The sequence below is a fragment of the Anaerobacillus alkalilacustris genome, from assembly GCF_001866005.1.
GTDB classification, from domain to species: domain Bacteria; phylum Bacillota; class Bacilli; order Bacillales; family Anaerobacillaceae; genus Anaerobacillus; species Anaerobacillus alkalilacustris.
Genome location: NZ_MLQR01000001.1, coordinates 185,090 through 208,312, shown reverse-complemented (window position 1 = coordinate 208,312; position 23,223 = coordinate 185,090). Strand labels below are relative to the sequence as shown.

Below are 23,223 nucleotides of genomic sequence, written 5' to 3'. Positions count from 1 at the left end.
TATTACACAACCTTTTATGATCTTAGTAAAAATAATAGAAATCCTAATATAATAATTAATAAAACTGCTACTGTATCTAGTAATGTCCATTGTAACTCTCTTAATCTCGTTCTACCTTCCCCACCTCTATAACACCTTGCTTCCATGGCAGTTGCTAAATCTTCCGCTCTACGAAATGACTGCATAAAAAGAGGAACTAATAAAGGGATAATTGCCTTTATTCGATTTGCTAGAGATCCCCCTTGAAAATCTACTCCTCTTGCCATTTGTGCCTTCATAATTTTATCTGTTTCTTGCAATAACGTCGGAATAAAACGTAAAGAAATAGACATCATGAGTGCTATTTCATGAACTGGAACGTGAAACTTTCGTAAAGGGCCAAATATGTTTTCTAACCCATCCGTAAGTTGTATTGGAGCTGTAGTTAATGTTAATAGAGTTGTCATCATAATTAGTAACAATAACCTTGATGCTATAAATAAACCTTGAATAATTCCTCCAACATAGACCTCAAACCATCCGAAAGCAAAGAGTAACTCTCCTTCTTTAGTCAGAATTCCATGGAGAATAAACATAAGAACGATTAAGAAGAAAATAGGTTTCATCCCCTTATATATATATCTTAGGGATACTTTAGAAATACCAATCGCAAATATTACAGTTGTAAATAAAACTAGGTATGTAATCCAATTATTAGCTATAAAAACAATCATAACAAATAGAAAAGTTGCTATTAATTTACTTCTAGCATCAAGACGGTGAATAACTGAGTTTCCTGAAACATATTGACCGATAATAATATTTTGTAACACAGTTATTCTAACCCCTTTTCAAGTAGTTTTACTATAGCTTCTACAAGTTTCTCATTTGTAAATAAATGATTAGGAAGCTTTATATCAAAGCGTTCTTCTAACATCATAGCCAACTGAACCGTTTGGGGTACATCAAGTCCAATTTCTTTAAGAAGATCCTTAGAATTAAAAATTTCCTCTGGTGACCCTTGTAATAGTATTTTACCTTTGTCCATAACTACTACAACATCTGCATACATCGCAGCAAATTCCATATTATGTGTAACTAGTATTGTTGTCAGTTTCTCTTCTTTGTGAAGTGTTACAAACAGCTCCATCATTTGTGTTCTACCTAACGGGTCTAAACCAGCTGTAGGCTCATCTAATACAAGAACTTGTGGTTTACTTGCTAAAACACCGGCAATGGCTACACGACGCTTTTGACCACCACTTAGATCGAAGGGCGATTTCTTAAGTACGTCCTCACTTAACTTTACTAATGGTATTACCTCTGCCACTCTTTTTTGAACTTGTTCTTTCGATAATCCAAAATTTAATGGTCCAAAAGCAATATCACTCTCAACCGTTTCATCAAAAAGCTGATGTTCCGGGTATTGAAAAACCATACCAACGTGTTTGCGTAGCTTAGATAAATCTTTATTTTTTTTATTTGCTTGAATTAAATATTCACCAATTTGAATACTTCCTCTTGTGGGCTTTAACAGCCCATTTAGATGTTGTACAATTGTAGACTTTCCTGATCCAGTATGACCGATAATAGCTACAAACTTCCCTGATTCTATATGTAAATTAATACCTTTTAACGCCTCATGTTCAAAAGGGGTTCCAGGCATGTATGTATGGTCTAGGTTTTTGATTTTAATCTCCATAGTTCATTCACCAATTCCTTCTTTGTTAAACAAGCTGTAGGAATATTATAGCCTTTTTCTTTTATAAGTTGTTGTATTTGAAGAGAAAATGGTAAGTCTAACCCCGCTCCCACTAATTTTTCTCCTTGAGCAAAAACTTCTTTTGGTGAACCATAAGTTGAAATTTCACCTTTGTTCATAACAATGATTTTATCTGATATTACGGTTTCTTCTAAATCGTGCGTTATATTAATTACTGTCATTCCTTCTTCTTTATTCAACTGCCATACTGTATCAAGTACTTCTTTTCTTCCCAATGGATCGAGCATCGATGTCGCCTCATCCAAAATTAAAACTGATGGACGCATAGCGATGATACCAGCAATAGCTACTCGTTGTTTCTGTCCACCAGATAAACGATGCGGTTCGTGCTCTAAATAGTTTTCCATTTTTACTTTATGAAGAGCCCAATCAATTCTATTAAGCATTTCTTCCCGTTTAATTCCGATATTCTCCAAACCGAAAGCCACATCATCACGGACTGTCGTTGCCACCATCTGATTATCAGGATTTTGAAAAACCATACCGACTTTATTACGAACCTTCCATACACTTTCTTCATCGTAACTATCTAATTCTTCGACAGTTACAATGTTAGGCTGAGTCGGAATAAGAAGACCATTAAGAAACTTTGCTAATGTAGACTTGCCTGAACCATTGTGCCCAACAATCGAAATCCATTCTCCTTTACAAACTTGCATATGAATATTGTTAAGGACGTTTAAAGACTCTTCGTCATATTTAAATGATAAACCATTTATTCTAATTAACGTGTCACACACCTGCAACTCACCTTCTATTATATATGTAGATTTTATACGAACCCCAACCTATAAAAGAATAGATACCCTTCTAAAGGTTAACTCGATATACATCAAAAAATTGTAAAAAGGACCAGACTAAGATCATAAAATCTTTGTCTCGCCCTTGGAGTTATAGTTTATTAAACTAACTCGATAATAACCATTGGTGCACCGTCTCCACGACGAGGTCCAAGTTTTAAAATACGAGTATATCCACCTTGTCTATCTTCATAACGTGGAGCAATATCAGCAAAAAGCTTTTGAATTGCATCTTGACCTGATTCCTGGTCAGCAACTTCACGACGAACGAAAGAAGCAACTTGACGTCTAGCATGTAGGTCGCCACGTTTACCAAGTGTGATCATTTTCTCAACGATTGAACGAAGCTCTTTTGCTTTTGCTTCAGTAGTTTCGATTCTTTCATTGATGATTAAGTCTGTAGCTAAATCACGGAACAAAGCCTTTCTAGCAGAGCTATCACGGCCTAATTTTGCGTATGCCATTAGAGATTCCCTCCTTTTTGTTTTGAAGTAAGAAGAGATATCATTCTTTTGTAACTCTTCTGTTCATGTAGTAATCAAATCTATCTAAAACTTTGCTAAACTATATGGTCAAGCAAAAGTTTGTCATACTTTAATTATTTAACATGGTTAAACAATCTAAACTATATAAAGTACAGGTTTGTCCTGACTTTTTTCTATATCAATAAAACTATGAATTAATCTTCATTACGAAGACCTAGTCCTAGCTCACCAAGCTTCTCTTGAACTTCTTCTAGTGATTTACGTCCGAGGTTACGAACTTTCATCATATCTTCTTCAGACTTGTGAGTTAATTCTTGTACAGTGTTAATCCCAGCACGCTTCAAGCAGTTATAAGAGCGAACTGAAAGATCAAGTTCTTCAATCGTCATTTCAAGTACTTTTTCTTTCTGATCTTCCTCTTTTTCAACCATAATCTCAGCATTTTGTGCTTGGTCAGTAAGACCGACAAAAATGTTCAAATGTTCTGTTAAGATTTTTGCACCAATAGAAACAGCTTCTTCTGGTCGAATGCTTCCATCTGTCCAGACATCAAGGGTTAGTTTGTCATAGTTTGTTACTTGCCCAACACGAGTATTTTCCACTTGATAGTTAACTCTAGATACAGGCGTGTAAATAGAATCAATTGGAATTACTCCAATAGGCAAGTCCTCTTTCTTGTTTCCATCAGCTGGAACATAACCACGTCCACGACGAGCGGTTAAGCGCATATGAAGATGTGCTCCCTTTGAAAGAGTTGCTATATGCAAATCAGGGTTTAAAATATCAACATCGCTATCATGAGTAATATCTGCTGCTGTAACTACACCTTCTCCTTGAATGTCTAGTTCCAATGTTTTTTCTTCATCAGAATAGATTTTAAGAGAAAGTTGTTTCAAGTTAAGAATGATTGAGGTCACATCTTCTACTACACCTTCAATAGTAGAAAACTCATGTAATACTCCATCAATTTGTACCGCTGTTACAGCTGCACCTGGTAATGATGATAGTAAAATACGACGTAACGAATTGCCTAGAGTCGTTCCGTAGCCTCGCTCAAGTGGTTCAACAACAAACTTACCATACTTAGCATCGTCGCTGATTTCAACCGTTTCAATCTTTGGTTTTTCAATTTCTATCATTAAACAAACCCTCCTTCAAAACGTCGAAACTCCGGCCGACTTGTATTAGTCCAACCGGAATTCCCGATTAGGTAGTTCTGAGCCGTTCATACCTAATTGAGTCAACCTTTGTAAGAACCGTACTTTAATTAATTAATTAAAAAATAACTTCTTACACATTATTGACAAATCAAGGAAATCTATACAATAATTCGATTTCTTTTTTATACTCGACGACGTTTTGGTGGACGGCAGCCATTATGTGGAACTGGAGTAACGTCACGAATCATACTTACTTCAAGTCCTACTGCTTGTAATGAACGGATAGCTGCTTCACGACCAGCGCCTGGTCCTTTAACAGAAACTTCAACTGTCTTCATGCCATGTTCCATAGCAGCTTTACCAGCAGTTTCCGCTGCCATTTGCGCAGCAAATGGTGTTGATTTACGAGAACCTTTAAATCCTAATCCACCAGCACTTGCCCAAGAAATTGCATTTCCTTGTGTGTCAGTGATTGTCACAATTGTATTGTTAAATGTTGAGCGGATATGAGCTACACCAGCTTCAATATTTTTACGAGCGCGACGTTTAGGACGAGTTGTTTTTCCTTTTGCCATTCTATGCTACCTCCTTTACTATTTCTTCTTATTAGCTACAGTACGACGAGGTCCTTTACGCGTACGAGCATTGTTTTTTGAATTTTGACCACGAACAGGTAACCCACGACGGTGACGAACACCACGGTAGCAACCAATTTCAATTAAACGTTTGATGTTTAATGATACTTCACGGCGAAGGTCACCTTCTACCTTGTATCCATCAATAATATCACGGATCTTACCTAATTCTTCTTCTGTTAGATCACGCACACGAGTATCCTCAGAAATACCTGCCTCAGCAAGAATTTCAGAAGCTCTAGTTTTACCGATACCAAATACGTATGTTAAAGACACAACCACGCGTTTATCACGAGGAATGTCAACACCAGCAATACGTGCCATTTTTTATCGCACCTCCTTATTGTTAACCTTGTTTTTGTTTATGCTTAGGGTTTTCGCAAATAACCATAACCGTACCTTTACGACGGATTACTTTGCACTTTTCACAAATCGGTTTGACAGATGGTCTTACCTTCATGTTTTTTACCTCCCTATTACTACGGAGTGTGTTCACGTTTTTCTTTAGAGGATGTTTAAAAAATACGGAAATAGGTTTTCTTTTTTAAACATGCTCTTTATTTATTTGAATCGATACGTGATACGCCCACGTGTTAAGTCATACGGTGACAATTCAACAGTTACTTTGTCTCCTGGTAATATACGAATAAAATGCATACGAATTTTACCTGAAACATGAGCTAATATTTTATGTCCATTTTCAAGCTCTACTCGGAACATGGCATTTGGTAGCGGCTCAATTACCGTACCTTCTACCTCGATTACATCTTCTTTGGCCATGAATTTACTCTCCTTCCATCAGGAAATTATAATCGTTCATAAAAGTGGAAATTGCAAAACGCAACTTCGCATTGGTTACACGTCCAGTTTGTTCAATACTATTTTTCACTTCTGGAGAAATAAAGTCAAACAAATGTAAGTGATTCACATTTTTCTTCTTAGAGCGATCTACCTTTCGTTTATCACCATCAGCGATATACACAAAACGCGAATCCTCTATTTGAATGATACATGCTACTCCACCAGCATCTCTGCCTTTCATTATCCTCACCATTTGTCCGACGTGAGGGTTCGAATCAGGATCCATCATAATTAATCACCATCACCTATGGGTTAGTTAAAATTTCATACCCTGTCTCCATGATTGCAATAGTATGTTCAAAATGAGCACACATTTTTCCATCTGTAGTCACAACTGTCCAGTTATCAGGGAGAGTCCGAACATAACGTTTCCCTGCATTTACCATTGGCTCAACTGCGAGTACCATTCCAGGTTTTAATCTTGGTCCTTTATCAGGTGGCCCAAAGTGTGGAATTTGTGGATCTTCATGTAAATTTTGACCAATACCATGGCCAACATACTCTCGAACAATGGAGAAATCGTACGATTCTACATACGTTTGAATAGCATGGGATATATTAGACAGTCTTACTCCTGGCTTTGCTTCTTCAAGTCCTTTATATAAAGACTGTTCAGTAACGTCTAAAAGTTTCTGAGTTTCAGCAGAAATTTCGCCAACAGCATAAGTCCAAGCTGAATCACCATGATACCCATTGTATTTCGCACCAATATCTATACTGATGATATCACCATTTTTTAATATTTTTTCTCCTGGTATTCCATGTACCAATTCTTCATTAACTGAAGCACAAATACTACCGGTAAATCCATTATAGCCTTTAAAAGATGGAATCGCATCATGTTGCCTAATAAATTTTTCAGCAATTGAGTCTAATTCCTTAGTAGAAATGCCTGGTTGTATATATTTCTTCAACTCTTGATGGGTCAATGCAACAATTTTACCAGCAACACGCATTATTTCAATTTCTCTAGGCGTTTTACATATAATCATGCAGGGATCCCTTCCAAGATTTTTTCAACATCTTCAAAGACTTTTTGAATGTCTTGATTGCCATCAACTCGCTCTAAATATTCTTTTTCAGAATAAAAATCGATTAATGGTTGAGTTTGTTTCAAATTAACTTCTAGGCGATTTGCAACTGTTTCTGGCTTATCATCTTGACGTTGTACAAGAGTACTTCCATCTTTATCACAAATTCCTTCAACCTTTGGCGGGTTAAATTTAATATGATAAGTAGCTCCAGAAGTAGGAGAAACCCAACGACCAGTTAAGCGTTCAAAAAGTTCTTCTTTAGGTACTTCAACGTAGATAACTGAGTCAATTTTACGATCTAGCGATGCTAACATCGTTTCTAAGGCTTCTGCCTGTGCTACTGTTCTTGGAAAACCATCAAGTAAAAAACCTTTGTTGCAATCTTCTTTGCTTAAACGTTCGCGAACAATACCAATTGTTACTTCATCAGGAACAAGGTTACCAGCATCCATAAAAGACTTTGCCTGTTTACCTAAATCTGTACCATCCTTAATTGCTGCACGAAACATATCTCCAGTAGAAATATGTGGAATACCGTACTTTTCAACAATTTTTTCAGCTTGTGTGCCTTTACCAGCACCCGGAAGCCCCATTAAAATTAGGTTCATATATATCCCTCCATCATCCGTTTTAACAACTGGGTTTGGGGAGGATCTCCCCATTTCCCTTTATTACTTAATAAACCCTTTATAATGTCGTTTAATAAGTTGACCTTCAATTTGCTTCATCGTATCCAGAGCTACACCAACAACAATTAACAAACCAGTTCCGCCAATTTGAACAGATGATGGTAAGTTAAGACCTGTTGTAAAAAACACTGGGATAATAGAAATTGCCGCTAGGTATATTGCGCCAACAAATGTTAAACGGTATAAAATTCTAGTTAAGTAAACTTGTGTTGTTTTACCGGGACGAATACCAGGGACATAGCCACCTTGCTTTTTAAGGTTTTCTGCCATTTGCTCTGGATTAACTTGAATAAACGTATAAAAATACGTAAACCCAATAATTAAGGCCGCGTAAACAACCATTCCATATGGGTTTGAGAAATCAAAATAAGTAGTAATCCATCTAGCTACAGTATTATCATCACCTATAAATCCAGCTATAGTTGGTGGAAATATAAACAATGACATTGCAAAAATGACAGGAATTACCCCTGCTGCATTCACTTTTAATGGCAAATGTGTTGAGCCGCCACCTTGTGGTTTTCCAGCAACTAATCGCTTAGCATATTGTACTGGAATTTTTCTTAATGCCTGTTGTACAAAGATAACTCCAACAACAATAGAAAGAAGTATTAGTAACAGTAATAAAACTACTACTATATTTAAGAATAACTGTTCACCAGCATTCTGAATTCTTGTTGCATAAACTTGATTTGCGGCATTAGGAATTCCTGCGGCGATCCCTCCAAAGATTAGGATAGATATACCATTTCCTACACCTTTAGCGGTAATTTGTTCACCTAACCACATTAGAAAGGCTGTACCTGCAGTCAATACTAATGCAATTATTATATATTTTCCAAAACTAGGATTAGGAATTAAGCCTGGAACGAGTCGATTAAAACCAACCGACATTCCAATCGCTTGTATGAAACCTAGTACGATTGTTCCATAACGGGTAAACTGAGCTAATTTACGTCTGCCCGCCTCTCCTTGTTTTGCCCATTCAGCAAACTTTGGTACAACATCCATTTGTAGTAATTGAACGATAATAGATGCAGTAATGTAAGGCATAATCCCCATTGCGAAAACCGAAAAGTTTTCTAGGGCACCTCCACCAAAGGTATTTAGGAAACCAAATGCATTCATTTGATCTTGAAACTGAAGCACTTCAGCGTTTGCTCCAGGAACAGGAATAAAAGCACCAATCCTAAATACAATGAGCATTAGCAGGGTGAAAAAGACTTTACGTCGCAAATCACCCACGCGTAGTATATTGGAGACCGTCTGAAACATTAAATCACCTCAGTTTTTCCGCCAGCAGCTTCAATTGCCTCTACTGCAGAAGCAGAGAATTTGTTAGCCTTTACTGTAAGCTTAACTTCAAGCTTACCGTTTCCGAGGATCTTAATTCCGTCCTTTGCATTACTTACCGTACCTGTTTCAAGTAGTAACTCAGGAGTTACTTCTGTACCATCTTCGAAACGATTTAACTGATCAAGGTTAAGAATCGCATATTCTTTTCGTGTTGGGTTCGTAAATCCACGTTTAGGAAGACGACGATATAACGGGTTTTGACCACCCTCAAAACCTGGGCGTACTCCACCACCAGAACGTGAATTTTGACCTTTATGTCCACGTCCAGCTGTTTTTCCGTTACCAGAACCAATACCGCGTCCTACACGATTACGTTCTTTACGTGAACCTTCAGCAGGCTTCAGTTCGTGAAGTTTCATCTTAGCACCTCCTCAATCTATAAATTTTAAGCTTCTATTTCTTTAACAGTTAGTAAATGAGATACTTTGTTAACCATACCACGAATAGCAACATTATCTTCTTGTACTACTGTTTGATGCATTTTACGTAAACCTAATGTGTTTACAGTTACACGTTGATCCTCAGGGCGACCAATTAAGCTTCTAGTGAGGGTAATTTCTAATTTCTTAGCCATTTACGTTCCCTCCTAACCTAATAGTTCTTCTACGGATTTTCCGCGTAATTTTGCAACATCTTCAGCACGTTTTAAGTTTTTAAGTCCAGTTACTGTAGCACGAACCATGTTGATTGGGTTGTTCGAACCTAAAGACTTTGATAAGATGTCACCTACACCAGCAAGTTCAAGTACCGCACGAACTGGGCCACCAGCGATAACTCCAGTACCTTCACTAGCAGGTTTTAATAATACATTACCCGCACCAAAGTGACCAATGATTTGATGTGGAATTGTTGTACCAACGATCGGCACAGTTACTAAGTTTTTCTTTGCATCTTCAATTGCTTTACGAATTGCTTCCGGTACTTCTTGTGCTTTACCCATTCCAAAGCCAACATGACCGTTTTTATCTCCAACAACAACCAATGCAGCAAAGCGGAAACGACGTCCACCTTTAACAACCTTTGCTACACGGTTGACCGCTACTACTTTTTCTTCTAGCTCCAAAGTATTTGGGTCAATGCGCATTATTTTCCCTCCTTTGTTCTTTAGAATTGCAATCCAGCTTCTCTGGCTGCGTCTGCTAATTCTTTAACACGTCCATGGTATAAGTAACCACCACGATCGAATACAATTGTTTTATAACCTTTTTCAATAGCACGTTTAGCTACAAGCTCGCCAACTTTTTTAGCCGCTTCAACATTTCCGCCGTTTTCAAGATTAAGTTCTTTGTCTAAGCTGTTTGCACTAGCTACAGTTACACCTGCAACATCATCAATCAATTGTGCATAGATATGCTTAGAAGAACGGAATACATTTAAACGAGGACGTTCAGCAGTTCCTGTAATTGTACGACGAACATGTGCATGTCTCTTCTTACGTGCCAGATTTTTGCTTGGCTTCGTAATCATTGAACGTCAGTCCTTTCCGTTATCTTACTATTTACTTACCAGTCTTACCTTCTTTACGACGAACAAATTCACCTTCATAACGAATACCTTTTCCTTTATATGGCTCAGGTAAACGTACAGCACGGATATTTGATGCAAGAGCACCTACACGCTCTTTGTCGATTCCTTTAACGATAACCTTTGTGTTTGAAGGAACTTCAACTTCAAGGCCTTCCTCAGGAGTGATTTCCACTGGGTGTGAATAACCAACATTAAGAACTAATTTTTGTCCTTGTTTAGACGCACGGTAACCGACACCGATAAGTTCTAATTTTCTTTCATAACCTTTCGTTACACCTTCGATCATGTTACTGATGATACTACGAGTAGTACCGTGTAAAGAACGATGTAATTTATTATCAGAAGGACGCTCTACTGTAAGAGTATTTTCTTCCACCTTTACAGTCATGTCAGGATGAACTTCTCTAGTAAGTTCTCCTTTAGGTCCTTTTATAGTAATAGTATTATTATTTAACGTAACAGTTACACCAGCAGGAATTTCAACTGGCTTATTACCAATACGAGACATTCGATACACCTCCGTTTCTTTTCTATATTCTTACCAAACGTATGCTAAAATTTCTCCGCCGATTTGCTGTTGACGTGCTTCTTTGTCAGTAAGAATTCCGTTAGAAGTAGATACGATCGCAATTCCTAAACCACCAAGAACACGAGGTACTTCAGTAGCTTTAGCGTATACACGCAAACCAGGCTTACTAATGCGCTTTAGTCCGGAAATTACACGCTCGTTATTCGCACCATACTTTAAAAAGATGCGAATGATACCTTGTTTGTTATCTTCAATATATTCAACATCGCGAACAAAACCTTCACGCTTAAGGATTTCAGCGACTTCTTTTTTAACTTTTGATGCAGGTAGCTCTAATTTTTCGTGACGAACAGTGTTTGCATTACGAATTCTAGTAAGCATATCTGCAATAGGATCTGTCATGACCATCTGTTTTACCTCCTTCCGTACTTGGAAATTACCAGCTTGCTTTTTTAACGCCAGGGATTTGACCTTTATATGCTAACTCACGGAAGCAAATCCGACATAATTTGAATTTACGAATGACTGAGTGAGGACGACCACAACGTTCGCAACGAGTATACTCTTGCACTTTGAACTTTTGGGGACGCTTCTGCTTAGCAATCATAGACTTTTTCGCCAAAGTTTTCACTCCTTCTTCAATTATTTACCGACTATTTTTGAAATGGCATTCCCATTTGAGTTAGTAATTCACGAGCTTCTTCATCCGTATTAGCAGTAGTTACTACTACGATGTCCATACCGCGAACTCTATCAACTTTATCGTAATCGATTTCTGGGAAGATTAATTGTTCTTTAACTCCTAAAGTGTAGTTTCCACGTCCGTCAAATGCTTTCTTTGAAATCCCACGGAAGTCACGTACACGTGGTAAGGAAACTGAAACTAATTTATCTAAAAACTCATACATGCGCTCGCCACGAAGAGTTACCTTCGCACCAATTGGCATACCTTCACGAAGCTTGAAACCAGCGATTGATTTTTTTGCTTTTGTGATAAGTGGCTTTTGACCTGTAATTTGAGTTAATTCTTCAACAGCTTTATCTAAAGCTTTTGCGTTAGAAACTGCGTCACCAACACCCATATTGATAACGATCTTTTCAACTTTAGGTACAGCCATTACTGAACTATAGTTAAATTTATCAACAAGAGCAGGGACGATTTCGTTTTGGTACTTCTCTTTTAAACGATTCATGTGATTGACCTCCTTTCAGACCTGACTACTTATCTAGAACTTCGCCAGATTTCTTTGCAATACGTACTTTTTTACCGTTCTCAACTTTATATCCTACACGTGTAGGCTCACCTGTTTTTGGATCGATAGGCATAACGTTTGACGAAGCAATCGGCGCTTCCATATTGATGATACCACCTTGTGGGTTTGCTTGTGATGGTTTAGCATGTTTCTTTACCATGTTAATTCCCTCTACAAGCACACGTCCTTTGCTTGGGTATGCTTCTAAAATAACGCCTTGCTTACCTTTATCTTTACCAGAGATCACTTTGACAGTGTCACCTTTTTTTACATGCATTCTAGGTGTTGACATAATCGCACCTCCTTAAAAGGCATTTTCTAAATTAATCCGTTCATCAATTATCAAAATAAGCGTAAAATTTCTTTCTCGAACTTCTTGCTTTTTTTATAATTGTTATTAAAGAACTTCTGGAGCAAGTGATACTATCTTCATGAATTGTTTTTCACGAAGTTCACGTGCAACAGGTCCGAAAATACGAGTTCCACGAGGGCTCTTATCTTCTTTAATAATTACTGCAGCATTCTCGTCAAATTTAATGTATGAACCATCATTACGACGAGCACCTGTTTTAGTACGAACGATAACAGCTTTAACAACGTCACCTTTCTTGACAACGCCACCTGGTGTTGCTTGTTTCACCGAACAAACGATTACATCACCAATATTAGCAGTTTTACGTCCAGAACCACCTAAAACTTTAATACAAAGCACTTCACGTGCACCTGAGTTATCAGCAACTTTTAAACGACTTTCTTGTTGAATCATACGATCTTACCTCCCTTCGGAACCAATACAAGATCTATTTTAATTAAATGATTACTGCTTCTTCAACGATTTCAACTAATCGGAAACGCTTATCCTTTGATAATGGGCGAGTTTCCATAATTTTTACGATATCACCGATTTTTGCAGAGTTATTTTCATCATGAGCTTTATATTTTTTTGAATACTTAACACGTTTGCCGTACAACTTATCAGTTTTGTAAGTTTCTACTACTACTGTAATTGTTTTATCCATTTTATCTGATACAACTTTACCAGTATATTCCTTACGTTGGTTACGCTCAGTCATTGCGCAAACCTCCTTTCAAATTATTCGTTAGTTATACCTAGCTCTCTCTCACGCAATACTGTTTTTGCACGAGCTATCGCTTTACGAACTTCACGAATGCGGGCTGGATTGTCTAATTGTCCAGTCGCTAATTGAAAGCGTAGGTTGAATAACTCTTCTTTCAGTGACTTTGCTTTCTGTTCGATCTCGGCAGTGGTTAAGTTACGGATCTCATTAGCTTTCATTTGCGTCACCACCCACTTCTTCGCGTTTTACAAACTTACATTTTACTGGTAATTTATGAGAAGCTAAACGTAATGCCTCACGCGCCACTTCTTCAGAAACACCTGCAATTTCAAACATAACTTTTCCAGGTTTAACAACTGCTACCCATCCTTCAGGAGCACCTTTACCGGAACCCATTCGAACCTCAAGAGGCTTAGCTGTATAAGGCTTTGATGGGAAAATTTTAATCCAAACTTTACCGCCACGTTTCATGTAACGAGTCATCGCACGACGAGCAGATTCGATTTGACGGTTTGTAATCCAAGAAGCTTCTGTAGCTTGAAGACCAAACTCACCAAAATGTACTGTAGTACCACCTTTTGCTTTTCCGCGCATTTTTCCACGGTGTTCACGACGGTATTTTACACGTTTAGGTAATAACATGATTATTTTCCTCCTTCCTCTTTTTTCGTTCCTTTCGTTGGAAGGACTTCACCACGGTAAATCCAAACTTTTACTCCAAGTTTACCATAAGTAGTGTCAGCTTCTGCCGTTCCGTAATCAATATCAGCACGTAACGTGTGAAGTGGAACAGTTCCTTCGCTATAGTGTTCAGAACGAGCGATATCAGCTCCGCCTAGACGACCAGATACTTCAGTTTTGATACCAAGAGCACCAGTACGCATTGTACGTTGGATCGCTTGTTTCATAGCACGACGGAATGAAATACGATTTTCTAATTGACGAGCAATATTTTCAGCTACTAATTTAGCATCTAAATCAGCTTGCTTAATTTCAAAAATGTTAATATGAACTCGCTTGTTTGTAAGTTGGTTTAAAGCTTTACGTAAAGCTTCTACTTCTGAACCACCCTTACCGATAACCATACCAGGCTTAGCTGTATGAACTGTAACATTCACACGGTTAGCAGCGCGTTCGATTTCAATTTTAGATACAGATGCATCTTTAAGACGTTTTTCGATATACTCACGAATTTTTAAGTCTTCGTGTAGTAAATCTGCATAGTCTTTTTCAGCATACCATTTTGACTCCCAGTCACGAATAATGCCGACACGAAGTCCTATCGGATTTACTTTTTGACCCACGCTTTATCCCTCCTTCTTTTCTGAAACAACGATAGTAATATGACTACTACGTTTGTTTATTCTGCTTGCACGTCCCATAGCACGAGGACGGAATCTTTTTAATGTAACTCCCTCATCAACAAATGCTTCACTAATAACTAGATTGTTTACGTCCATTTCATAGTTATGTTCTGCATTTGCAATCGCAGAGTTTAATACTTTTTCCACTACTGGAGAAGCCGCTTTAGGTGTATGACGTAAAATCGCTATAGCTTCACCAACTTGCTTGCCCCGAATTAAGTCTATAACTAGACGAACTTTACGAGGAGCAATACGCACTTGTTTAGCAACTGCTTTCGCTTGCATATAGAGAACCTCCTCTCGAATTAACGTCTTGTTTTCTTATCATCTGCAGCATGGCCTTTATAAGTTCTTGTTGGTGCAAATTCACCTAACTTATGACCGACCATATCTTCAGAAATGTATACTGGTACATGCTTGCGTCCATCATATACCGCAATTGTGTGACCAATAAATTCTGGGAAGATTGTTGAACGACGTGACCAAGATTTAATTACCTTTTTATCGTCTTTTTCGTTCATTTCAACAACTTTTTTAATCAAGTGATCATCAACAAAAGGTCCCTTTTTTAAGCTACGACCCATGAGTATACCTCCCTTCGCGATTGTGCTACGGTTCCTATGAACCGTAGTGCAATCCCGTTATTTTTTACGACGACGTACGATGTACTTGTCAGAATGTTTGTTTTTCTTACGAGTTTTGTAACCAAGAGTTGGTTTGCCCCATGGAGACATTGGTGATTTGCGTCCGATTGGCGAACGTCCTTCACCACCACCGTGCGGGTGATCGTTAGGGTTCATTACAGATCCACGAACAGTAGGTCTTTTACCTAACCAACGAGAACGACCGGCTTTACCAATGTTCACAAGTTCGTGTTCTAAGTTACCTACTTGACCGATTGTAGCACGGCACTCAGAAAGGATCATACGAGTTTCGCCTGAGTTTAGACGCACAAGTACATATTGTCCTTCTTTACCTAGTAATTGAGCTTCTGTTCCAGCAGAGCGAACTAATTGTCCACCTTTACCTGGTTTTAACTCAATGTTATGGATAACAGTACCTACTGGAATGTTAATAAGCGGTAGTGAATTACCTACTTTAATATCCGCTTTTGGCCCATTCATTACTTCCATACCAACTTGAAGTCCTTTTGGTGCAAGAATGTAACGTTTTTCTCCATCAGCATAGTTAATTAATGCAATGTTAGCAGTACGGTTTGGATCATACTCAATCGTAGCAACGCGTCCTGGAATTCCATCTTTGTTACGTTTAAAATCGATTACACGGTATTGACGTTTGTGTCCGCCACCTTGATGACGCACTGTCAACTTACCTTGGTTATTACGTCCGCCTTTTTTATGAATTGGCGCAAGTAATGATTTTTCCGGCTTGTCAGTTGTGATATCTTGGAAGTCTAAAACAGACATACCACGACGACCAGCTGAGGTCGGTTTATACTTTTTAATCGGCATTGTTATTTCCCTCCTTCACTTAAAACTTAAACACCTTCAAAGAATTCTAGTTCTTTGCTATCAGCAGTTAACGTAACGATTGCCTTCTTACGACGAGGTGTATAACCTGAATGACGTCCAAATCTTTTGAACTTCCCTTTATAGTTCATCGTATTTACGTTAGCAACTTTCACTCCAAAGATCTCTTCGACAGCATCTTTAACTTGAGTTTTGTTAGCACGAACATCTACTTCAAATGTATATTTCTTTTCTGACATTAAGTCAGTTGAACGTTCTGTGATTACGGGGCGCTTAATGATGTCACGAGCGTTTTCCATTACGCTAGCACCTCCTCTACCTTTTGAACAGCTTCTTTAGTAATAACTAGTTTGTCATGCTTTAATACATCAAGAACGTTAATTCCTTCAGCAGTAACAAACGTTACTCCCGGGATGTTTCTAGCTGATAATGCAACATTATCATTGTAATCAGCTGTAACAACTAACGCTTTGCGATCAGCAGATAAACCACTTAAGATCGAAACCATTTCTTTTGTTTTTGGAGCTTCTAAATTTAAACCTTCAAGTACTACGATTTCTTCAGCTACCACTTTTGAAGATAAAGCTGATTTGATCGCTAAGCGACGTACTTTCTTTGGTAATTTGTAGCTGTAGCTACGAGGTGTTGGTCCGAATACTACTCCACCACCAACCCATTGAGGTGATCTGATAGAACCTTGTCTTGCACGACCAGTTCCTTTTTGACGCCATGGTTTACGTCCACCACCACGAACTTCTGAACGTCCTTTTACATCATGTGTCCCTTGACGTAATGAAGCTTGCTGCATTACAACAGCATCATGTAATACACTTTCATTTGGTTCAATACCGAATACTGTTTCAGCTAATTCGATATCCCCAACTTGCGTTCCGTTTTGGTTAAACAATGCAACTTTCGGCATGAGGCATCCTCCTTTCCTATTAACAATTAGTTCGCTTTAACAGCACTCTTGATAGTTACATAACTCTTTTTAGCTCCAGGTACATTACCTTTTACTAATAATAAGTTACGCTCTGTATCTACTTTAACGATTTCTAAGTTTTGAACTGTGATTTGCTCTCCACCCATACGACCAGGTAATAATTTACCTTTGAAAACACGGTTTGGAGCAACTGGTCCCATCGAACCAGGACGACGGTGATAACGTGATCCGTGAGCCATTGGTCCACGTGATTGGTTATGACGCTTAATTGAACCTGCAAAACCTTTACCTTTTGAAGTTCCAGTTACGTCAACGACGTCTCCTTCGCTAAATGTATCTACTTTGACTTCTTGACCAACTTCGTAAGCATCAAATTCAGTGCCACGAATTTCTTTCATGTAGCGCTTAGGATTAGCGTTCGCCTTAGCGGCATGGCCTTTAGCTGGTTTCGTTACTCGCGATGCTTTCACATCATCAAAACCTAATTGAATTGATACGTATCCGTCAGATTCAATTGTTTTCTTTTGAAGAACTACGTTTGGAGCAGCTTCGATAACTGTCACTGGTACCACGTCGCCTTTTTCAGTGAAAACTTGAGTCATTCCTAATTTTTTCCCTAAGATTCCTTTGGTCATGAGTCACACCTCCTGATATTAAGTAATTTATTTGTTTTTGCCATTTGTTTTTTTGCTTGGTCAAACTATTAAAGTTTGATTTCGATATCTACGCCTGACGGTAAGTCTAAACGCATTAAAGCATCCACAGTTTGTGGAGTCGGGTTCACAATATCAATCAGACGCTTATGTGTGCGCATCTCAAATTGCTCACGAGAATCTTTGTACTTATGAACTGCTCTTAAAATCGTGTAAATCGACTTCTCTGTAGGAAGAGGGATCGGTCCAGAAACTTGAGCACCTGAACGTTTAGCTGTTTCAACGATCTTTTCTGCAGATTGATCTAGAATTCTGTGATCATAAGCTTTTAAACGAATGCGAATTTTTTGCTTTGCCATTTGATAACCTCCTTTATCGTCCATTTTATAAACAGACATACTCCGTGAAAATTTCCTCACCACTAGCCATGGCAACGGGCTCGGGTGTGTCAGCAACCTTCCACATCATCGCTGTCAACGACCAACATTATATATTATACATATTTCAAATGAATAAATCAAGTATATATTTAATTTCCTCGGTCGCACTTTTATTATTATATATACATCTTATTACTATTGCAAGTGTTGTCGAAAAAAATTATACAGTGTTACAGTATGGAATTTTTTCCAACAGTTTCGTTTGTTCTAGTTTATGTTATTAGTTAAATATTTAAAGCGCTTCCGTGTTTCTTCTATAATATAATCATTACTTGTTGATATTCTAGATTTTAATTGTTTTTATTGGTAGGGAAATATAAAATATGATTATTTATTAATTGGAGAGGTTGTGACTTATGATTATTAAAACCCGGAATGAAAGTAACGAATTGTTGCTATTTAGGCAATTGAATTTACGGCTGAATTTACTTGAAAAGGATAAACTGTATTATTCATATTTAGAAAAGGGGTATGAAGGAGAGTTAGCTTTCGATAACATAATAGACCATTTAAGAGAAAACTGGCTCATACTTAATGATTTACTCCTAGAAATTAATAACACTACTTTTCAAGTTGATAAGGTATTAATATCTCCTGACAAAACTTATTTATTTGAAGTAAAGAATTATGAAGGTGACTATTATATAGAAGGAGACCGATGGTATTTGACCCCTAAAACAGAAATTATAAACCCCCATGTTCAATTACAAAGGTGTGAATCACTGTTTCGGAGATTACTTAATAAGGTCGGTTTCAATCCTTCTATTGAAGCCTATGTAATTTTTATTAACCCAGAATTTCACCTATATAATGCGCCATGTAATCTACCTATTGTTTATCCAGCCCAACTTAAGCGGTTTATTAAACAAATAACAACTTTTAACCTTAAATTAAATGACACACACAACAAGTTAGCTGATAAACTCTTATCATTCCATCTCAAAGAGTCCCCATTTACTAAAGTACCCAAATATAATTTAAACCAATGCAAAAAGGGCATGATTTGCCCATCGTGTTTAAAAATGTACTCTAATAAAAGCATAAACGGTTTTCTGCTCTGTCAATTTTGTGGTAATAAAGAAGGGATTGAAGAAGCTGTTTTACGAAGCGTTGATGAATATAAGATACTATTCCCAGCGCAGCCAATTACAACAACAATAATGGTCGATTGGTGTAGGGTTGTTTCTAAAAAGTATGTGCAAAAAGTACTAAACGGAAATCTTCAGTTAAAGAGGCATGGACGATCTTCTTACTATATTTAGTTATCGCTTTGGCTCAAATTCACGTACCCTAATACTGATTTCACCTGTTTACCATACTTGATTACGCTCTATTCGTGCACCCTAATACTGATTTCACCTGTTTACCATACTTGATTACGCTCTATTCGTNNACCCTAATACTGATTTCCTCGGTTTACTATACTCAATTACGTTCTATTTACGTACCCTAATACTGATTTCTTCGGTTTACCATACTCGATTACGCTCTATTCGTGCACCCTAATACTGATTTCACCTGTTTACCATACTTGATTACGTTCTATTCACGTATCCTAATACTGATTTCACCTATTTACCATACTCGATTACGCTCTATTCGTTTACCGTTTTCAAACTGTTTCTCGATATATTACACGATTACATTATTTCACATATCCCCCCTATCTCCGAAATTCTATACAAAAAAAGGTAACCCCGAAAGGTTACCTTTTTATTAATCAAAATTACTCAACGATAGTTGCAACTACTCCAGCACCTACAGTACGGCCACCTTCACGAATAGAGAACTTAGTTCCTTCTTCGATTGCGATTGGAGCGATTAGTTCAACAGTCATTTCAATGTTATCTCCAGGCATTACCATCTCAACGCCTTCTGGAAGTTGGATAATTCCAGTTACGTCAGTTGTACGGAAGTAGAACTGTGGACGGTAGTTAGAGAAGAATGGAGTGTGACGTCCACCCTCTTCTTTTGAAAGAACGTAAACTTCTGATTTGAATTTAGTGTGTGCTTTAACAGTACCTGGCTTAGCAAGTACTTGTCCACGTTGGATCTCTTCACGAGATACACCACGAAGTAATGCACCAATGTTATCTCCAGCTTCAGCATAGTCAAGAAGCTTACGGAACATTTCTACTCCAGTTACAGTTGTTGATTTTGGCTCTTCAACTAATCCAAGGATCTCAATTACATCCCCAACTTTAACTACTCCACGCTCAACACGTCCAGTAGCAACTGTACCACGACCAGTGATTGAGAATACGTCCTCAACTGGCATCATGAATGGTTTTTCAGTGTCACGAGGTGGTGTTGGAATGTAAGAATCTACAGCATCCATAAGTTCGAAGATTTTTGCTTCCCACTCAGCGTCTCCTTCAAGAGCTTTAAGAGCAGAACCTTTGATTACTGGTACATCATCACCAGGGAAGTCGTACTCAGAAAGAAGGTCACGTACTTCCATTTCTACTAACTCAAGTAACTCTTCGTCGTCAACCATGTCACACTTGTTCATGAATACAACAAGGTATGGTACACCTACTTGACGAGATAAAAGGATGTGCTCACGAGTTTGTGGCATTGGGCCATCAGCAGCAGATACTACTAGGATACCACCGTCCATTTGAGCAGCACCAGTGATCATGTTCTTAACGTAGTCAGCATGTCCTGGGCAGTCAACGTGTGCATAGTGACGAGAATCAGTTTCATACTCAACGTGTGCAGTTGAGATTGTGATACCACGCTCACGCTCTTCAGGTGCACCATCGATTTGATCATAAGCCATAGCAGTACCTTTACCAGACTTCTTATGAAGAACTGTAGAGATAGCAGCAGTTAATGTAGTTTTACCATGGTCAACGTGTCCAATTGTACCAATGTTAGCATGCGTTTTCGAACGGTCGAATTTTTCTTTAGCCATTTTGGAATTCCTCCTTAAAATAAACGAGAATTATTTTTTATTATTTAGGAAAGGCGACCTTAAATCACCTTCCTTAGCTTACAACATTTTACTCTCAGATACAATAATGTTAATTAATTATTGTCCTGTTTGCTTTTTAATAATTTCTTCACTAATACTCTTTGGTACTTCTTCATAGTGGTCGAAGTGCATTGAGTAAGTTCCACGTCCTTGAGTACGAGAACGTAGAGAAGTTGCGTAACCAAACATTTCAGAAAGTGGAACCATCGCACGAACTACTTGTGCATTACCGCGAGCTTCCATTCCTTCAACGCGTCCACGACGGCTTGTTACGTCTCCCATGATATCTCCCATATACTCTTCTGGAACTACAACTTCTACTTTCATCATTGGCTCAAGAATTGCAGGAGCACAATGTGATTTCGCGTTCTTCAGAGCCATAGATCCGGCAATTTTAAACGCCATTTCGTTAGAGTCAACATCATGGTAAGAACCATCAAATATAGTAGCTTTAAGGTCTAATAATGGATAACCTGCAAGCATACCATTTTGCATTGATTCTTTAATACCAGCTTCAACAGCAGGTACATATTCACGTGGTACTACACCACCAACGATTTTGTTTTCAAAGACAAAACCTTCGCCCTCTTCAAGTGGAGAGAACTCGATCCATACGTGACCATATTGTCCACGTCCACCAGACTGACGTACGAACTTACCTTCAACTTTAGCCGCTTTACGGATTGTTTCACGGTAAGCAACCTGAGGAGCACCAACATTTGCTTCTACTTTGAATTCACGGCGCATACGATCTACGATGATATCTAAGTGAAGCTCACCCATACCAGCAATGATTGTTTGTCCAGTTTCTTCGTCAGTGTGAGTTTTAAACGTTGGATCTTCTTCAGCTAATTTTGAAAGAGCCATACCCATTTTATCTTGGTCCGCTTTTGACTTCGGTTCTACTGATAATGAAATAACTGGCTCAGGGAATTGCATTGACTCTAAAATAACTTGATTTTTTTCATCACAAAGTGTGTCACCAGTTGTTGTATCTTTAAGACCAACACCAGCAGCAATATCTCCAGCATATACAATAGAGATTTCTTCGCGTGAGTTAGCGTGCATTTGAAGGATACGACCCATTCTTTCACGCTTACCTTTTGTTGAGTTAACTACATATGAACCAGATTTTACTGTACCTGAGTAAACACGGAAGAATGTAAGTTTCCCTACATAAGGGTCTGTCATTACTTTAAACGCAAGTGCCGAAAATGGAGCATCATCACTAGATTCACGTGAAACTTCTTCATCCGAATCTGGTAAAGTACCTTTAATTGCTGGTACATCAGTCGGAGCTGGAAGATAATCAAGTACAGCATCTAGTAATAACTGAACACCTTTGTTTTTAAAAGCTGATCCACATAATACAGGATAGAACTCAACATTTGTAGTAGCTTGACGGATAGCCGCTTTAAGCTCTTCTTTCGTGATTTCTTCCCCTTCAAGATATTTCATCATTAATTCTTCATCTTGTTCTGCAGCAGCTTCGATTAACTTTGTACGCCACTCTTCAGCTTGTTCCTTATACTCGTCCGGAATTTCTTTTGCATCCGTACGTGTACCAAGGTCATCTTCATAGAAATACGCACAATTTTCAACAAGATCGATAATTCCTTCGAATTGATCTTCAGCACCAATTGGTAATTGGATCGGATGTGCATTTGCACCTAAACGATCATGCAATGTACTAACTGAATACAAGAAATCTGCACCGATTTTGTCCATTTTATTTACGAAAACTACACGAGGAACACCATATGTAGTAGCCTGACGCCAAACAGTTTCTGTTTGAGGTTCAACACCTGACTGTGCATCTAAAACACCAACTGCACCATCAAGTACACGTAATGAACGCTCAACTTCAACTGTAAAGTCTACGTGTCCTGGTGTATCGATAATATTGATACGGTGACCTTTCCATTGAGCAGTCGTTGCAGCAGATGTGATTGTAATACCACGCTCTTGCTCTTGCTCCATCCAGTCCATTTGTGAAGCTCCTTCATGAGTTTCACCAATTTTATGGATACGGCCAGTATAGAAAAGAATACGCTCTGTACAAGTTGTTTTACCAGCATCAATGTGAGCCATGATACCGATATTACGTGTCTTTTCTAAGGAGAACTCTCTTGCCATAGGTTTCTTTCTCCTTCCTAGTGTTGAAAGTTATTTTTTCTCTATATAGC

37 protein-coding genes are annotated in these 23,223 nt (G+C 38.1%); 1 reads left to right on the top strand and 36 read right to left on the bottom strand.

The window, feature by feature from the left end; genetic code table 11:
• Positions 1–14 precede the first annotated feature (14 nt).
• The 34 genes from BKP37_RS01130 to rpsJ all read right to left on the bottom strand — a co-directional run bounded on the left by BKP37_RS01130 (position 15) and on the right by rpsJ (position 17,979).
• Positions 15–812: an energy-coupling factor transporter transmembrane component T family protein gene (locus BKP37_RS01130; protein ID WP_071307895.1), complete on the bottom strand. Its 798-nt coding sequence runs from the start codon at positions 810–812 to the stop codon at positions 15–17.
• A 2-nt stretch (positions 813–814) separates the two neighbouring features.
• A complete protein-coding gene (locus tag BKP37_RS01125; RefSeq protein WP_071307894.1) occupies positions 815–1,681 on the bottom strand; it encodes an energy-coupling factor ABC transporter ATP-binding protein in 867 nt (288 codons plus the stop codon).
• Positions 1,657–2,502 carry an energy-coupling factor ABC transporter ATP-binding protein gene (locus BKP37_RS01120; RefSeq protein WP_071307893.1) on the bottom strand — a complete coding sequence of 282 codons (846 nt, stop codon included), beginning with the start codon at positions 2,500–2,502 and terminating at the stop codon, positions 1,657–1,659. Before BKP37_RS01120 ends, BKP37_RS01125 begins: the two co-directional genes overlap by 25 nt.
• Before the next feature lie 161 nt (positions 2,503–2,663).
• Positions 2,664–3,026, bottom strand: coding sequence for a 50S ribosomal protein L17 (gene rplQ, locus BKP37_RS01115; RefSeq protein WP_071307892.1), 363 nt, complete (start codon positions 3,024–3,026; stop codon positions 2,664–2,666).
• A 215-nt stretch (positions 3,027–3,241) separates the two neighbouring features.
• Positions 3,242–4,186 (bottom strand): DNA-directed RNA polymerase subunit alpha, encoded by a 945-nt coding sequence (locus tag BKP37_RS01110; protein WP_071307891.1) that lies wholly within the window; start codon positions 4,184–4,186, stop codon positions 3,242–3,244.
• A 203-nt stretch (positions 4,187–4,389) separates the two neighbouring features.
• Positions 4,390–4,782 carry a 30S ribosomal protein S11 gene (gene rpsK, locus BKP37_RS01105; RefSeq protein WP_071307890.1) on the bottom strand — a complete coding sequence of 131 codons (393 nt, stop codon included), beginning with the start codon at positions 4,780–4,782 and terminating at the stop codon, positions 4,390–4,392.
• Positions 4,783–4,800: 18 nt separating this feature from the next.
• Positions 4,801–5,166 (bottom strand): 30S ribosomal protein S13, encoded by a 366-nt coding sequence (rpsM, locus tag BKP37_RS01100; RefSeq protein WP_071307889.1) that lies wholly within the window; start codon positions 5,164–5,166, stop codon positions 4,801–4,803.
• A gap of 22 nt (positions 5,167–5,188) precedes the next feature.
• Positions 5,189–5,302 (bottom strand): 50S ribosomal protein L36, encoded by a 114-nt coding sequence (rpmJ, locus tag BKP37_RS01095; protein ID WP_003322638.1) that lies wholly within the window; start codon positions 5,300–5,302, stop codon positions 5,189–5,191.
• A gap of 101 nt (positions 5,303–5,403) precedes the next feature.
• The gene (infA, locus tag BKP37_RS01090) at positions 5,404–5,622 is read right to left on the bottom strand and encodes a translation initiation factor IF-1 (protein WP_071307888.1); all 219 of its coding nucleotides are present in this window, start codon (positions 5,620–5,622) and stop codon (positions 5,404–5,406) included.
• A gap of 4 nt (positions 5,623–5,626) precedes the next feature.
• Positions 5,627–5,932 (bottom strand): KOW domain-containing RNA-binding protein, encoded by a 306-nt coding sequence (locus BKP37_RS01085; RefSeq protein ID WP_071307887.1) that lies wholly within the window; start codon positions 5,930–5,932, stop codon positions 5,627–5,629.
• A 16-nt stretch (positions 5,933–5,948) separates the two neighbouring features.
• A complete protein-coding gene (gene map, locus BKP37_RS01080) occupies positions 5,949–6,695 on the bottom strand; it encodes a type I methionyl aminopeptidase (protein WP_071307886.1) in 747 nt (248 codons plus the stop codon).
• A complete protein-coding gene (locus BKP37_RS01075) occupies positions 6,692–7,345 on the bottom strand; it encodes an adenylate kinase (RefSeq protein ID WP_071307885.1) in 654 nt (217 codons plus the stop codon). The genes map and BKP37_RS01075 overlap by 4 nt, the downstream gene beginning before the upstream one ends.
• A gap of 63 nt (positions 7,346–7,408) precedes the next feature.
• Entirely contained in the window at positions 7,409–8,701 is a 1,293-nt protein-coding gene (gene secY / locus BKP37_RS01070; RefSeq protein ID WP_071307884.1) for a preprotein translocase subunit SecY, read from the bottom strand.
• Entirely contained in the window at positions 8,701–9,141 is a 441-nt protein-coding gene (rplO, locus tag BKP37_RS01065; RefSeq protein ID WP_071307883.1) for a 50S ribosomal protein L15, read from the bottom strand. The genes secY and rplO overlap by 1 nt, the downstream gene beginning before the upstream one ends.
• 26 nt (positions 9,142–9,167) lie before the next feature.
• Positions 9,168–9,356 (bottom strand): 50S ribosomal protein L30, encoded by a 189-nt coding sequence (gene rpmD, locus BKP37_RS01060; RefSeq protein WP_071307882.1) that lies wholly within the window; start codon positions 9,354–9,356, stop codon positions 9,168–9,170.
• 12 nt (positions 9,357–9,368) lie between these two features.
• The gene (rpsE, locus tag BKP37_RS01055) at positions 9,369–9,869 is read right to left on the bottom strand and encodes a 30S ribosomal protein S5 (protein ID WP_071307881.1); all 501 of its coding nucleotides are present in this window, start codon (positions 9,867–9,869) and stop codon (positions 9,369–9,371) included.
• A 17-nt stretch (positions 9,870–9,886) separates the two neighbouring features.
• On the bottom strand, positions 9,887–10,249 hold the full coding sequence (gene rplR / locus BKP37_RS01050; protein WP_071307880.1) for a 50S ribosomal protein L18: 363 nt from the start codon (positions 10,247–10,249) through the stop codon (positions 9,887–9,889).
• Between the two features lie 31 nt (positions 10,250–10,280).
• Positions 10,281–10,817 (bottom strand): 50S ribosomal protein L6, encoded by a 537-nt coding sequence (gene rplF / locus BKP37_RS01045; RefSeq protein ID WP_071307879.1) that lies wholly within the window; start codon positions 10,815–10,817, stop codon positions 10,281–10,283.
• 30 nt (positions 10,818–10,847) lie between these two features.
• Positions 10,848–11,246 (bottom strand): 30S ribosomal protein S8, encoded by a 399-nt coding sequence (gene rpsH, locus BKP37_RS01040; protein WP_071307878.1) that lies wholly within the window; start codon positions 11,244–11,246, stop codon positions 10,848–10,850.
• A 28-nt stretch (positions 11,247–11,274) separates the two neighbouring features.
• Positions 11,275–11,460, bottom strand: a complete 186-nt coding sequence (gene rpsN / locus BKP37_RS01035; RefSeq protein WP_011064535.1) for a 30S ribosomal protein S14 — start codon at positions 11,458–11,460, stop codon at positions 11,275–11,277.
• Between the two features lie 31 nt (positions 11,461–11,491).
• A complete protein-coding gene (rplE, locus tag BKP37_RS01030; protein ID WP_071307877.1) occupies positions 11,492–12,031 on the bottom strand; it encodes a 50S ribosomal protein L5 in 540 nt (179 codons plus the stop codon).
• 25 nt (positions 12,032–12,056) lie between these two features.
• A complete protein-coding gene (gene rplX / locus BKP37_RS01025) occupies positions 12,057–12,368 on the bottom strand; it encodes a 50S ribosomal protein L24 (RefSeq protein ID WP_071308377.1) in 312 nt (103 codons plus the stop codon).
• A gap of 120 nt (positions 12,369–12,488) precedes the next feature.
• Complete coding sequence (gene rplN, locus BKP37_RS01020) at positions 12,489–12,857, bottom strand: 50S ribosomal protein L14 (RefSeq protein ID WP_071307876.1); 369 nt, start codon at positions 12,855–12,857, stop codon at positions 12,489–12,491.
• A gap of 43 nt (positions 12,858–12,900) precedes the next feature.
• The gene (gene rpsQ / locus BKP37_RS01015; protein WP_071307875.1) at positions 12,901–13,164 is read right to left on the bottom strand and encodes a 30S ribosomal protein S17; all 264 of its coding nucleotides are present in this window, start codon (positions 13,162–13,164) and stop codon (positions 12,901–12,903) included.
• A 20-nt stretch (positions 13,165–13,184) separates the two neighbouring features.
• The gene (gene rpmC, locus BKP37_RS01010) at positions 13,185–13,388 is read right to left on the bottom strand and encodes a 50S ribosomal protein L29 (protein ID WP_071307874.1); all 204 of its coding nucleotides are present in this window, start codon (positions 13,386–13,388) and stop codon (positions 13,185–13,187) included.
• Positions 13,378–13,812: a 50S ribosomal protein L16 gene (rplP, locus tag BKP37_RS01005; protein WP_071307873.1), complete on the bottom strand. Its 435-nt coding sequence runs from the start codon at positions 13,810–13,812 to the stop codon at positions 13,378–13,380. Before rplP ends, rpmC begins: the two co-directional genes overlap by 11 nt.
• 2 nt (positions 13,813–13,814) lie before the next feature.
• Positions 13,815–14,474: a 30S ribosomal protein S3 gene (gene rpsC, locus BKP37_RS01000; protein ID WP_071307872.1), complete on the bottom strand. Its 660-nt coding sequence runs from the start codon at positions 14,472–14,474 to the stop codon at positions 13,815–13,817.
• 3 nt (positions 14,475–14,477) lie between these two features.
• Positions 14,478–14,819 (bottom strand): 50S ribosomal protein L22, encoded by a 342-nt coding sequence (gene rplV, locus BKP37_RS00995; protein WP_071307871.1) that lies wholly within the window; start codon positions 14,817–14,819, stop codon positions 14,478–14,480.
• Between the two features lie 20 nt (positions 14,820–14,839).
• On the bottom strand, positions 14,840–15,118 hold the full coding sequence (rpsS, locus tag BKP37_RS00990; RefSeq protein WP_071307870.1) for a 30S ribosomal protein S19: 279 nt from the start codon (positions 15,116–15,118) through the stop codon (positions 14,840–14,842).
• A 57-nt stretch (positions 15,119–15,175) separates the two neighbouring features.
• Complete coding sequence (rplB, locus tag BKP37_RS00985) at positions 15,176–16,006, bottom strand: 50S ribosomal protein L2 (protein WP_071307869.1); 831 nt, start codon at positions 16,004–16,006, stop codon at positions 15,176–15,178.
• A 26-nt stretch (positions 16,007–16,032) separates the two neighbouring features.
• On the bottom strand, positions 16,033–16,323 hold the full coding sequence (gene rplW, locus BKP37_RS00980) for a 50S ribosomal protein L23 (RefSeq protein ID WP_071307868.1): 291 nt from the start codon (positions 16,321–16,323) through the stop codon (positions 16,033–16,035).
• Positions 16,323–16,946 (bottom strand): 50S ribosomal protein L4, encoded by a 624-nt coding sequence (gene rplD, locus BKP37_RS00975; RefSeq protein WP_071307867.1) that lies wholly within the window; start codon positions 16,944–16,946, stop codon positions 16,323–16,325. The genes rplW and rplD overlap by 1 nt, the downstream gene beginning before the upstream one ends.
• Positions 16,947–16,972: 26 nt before the next feature.
• Complete coding sequence (gene rplC / locus BKP37_RS00970) at positions 16,973–17,602, bottom strand: 50S ribosomal protein L3 (RefSeq protein ID WP_071307866.1); 630 nt, start codon at positions 17,600–17,602, stop codon at positions 16,973–16,975.
• Positions 17,603–17,670: 68 nt separating this feature from the next.
• Positions 17,671–17,979, bottom strand: a complete 309-nt coding sequence (rpsJ, locus tag BKP37_RS00965; RefSeq protein ID WP_071307865.1) for a 30S ribosomal protein S10 — start codon at positions 17,977–17,979, stop codon at positions 17,671–17,673.
• A 437-nt stretch (positions 17,980–18,416) separates the two neighbouring features.
• Here rpsJ and BKP37_RS00960 point away from each other — a divergent pair, with 437 nt between their 5' ends.
• Entirely contained in the window at positions 18,417–19,322 is a 906-nt protein-coding gene (locus BKP37_RS00960; protein WP_071307864.1) for a nuclease-related domain-containing protein, read from the top strand.
• A 464-nt stretch (positions 19,323–19,786) separates the two neighbouring features.
• Here BKP37_RS00960 and tuf read toward each other — a convergent pair whose 3' ends face one another.
• Together tuf and fusA are read right to left on the bottom strand one after the other, a co-directional pair.
• Positions 19,787–20,977: an elongation factor Tu gene (tuf, locus tag BKP37_RS00955; RefSeq protein WP_071307863.1), complete on the bottom strand. Its 1,191-nt coding sequence runs from the start codon at positions 20,975–20,977 to the stop codon at positions 19,787–19,789.
• Positions 20,978–21,094: 117 nt separating this feature from the next.
• Positions 21,095–23,173 (bottom strand): elongation factor G, encoded by a 2,079-nt coding sequence (fusA, locus tag BKP37_RS00950; RefSeq protein WP_071307862.1) that lies wholly within the window; start codon positions 23,171–23,173, stop codon positions 21,095–21,097.
• Between the last annotated feature and the right edge of the window lie 50 nt (positions 23,174–23,223).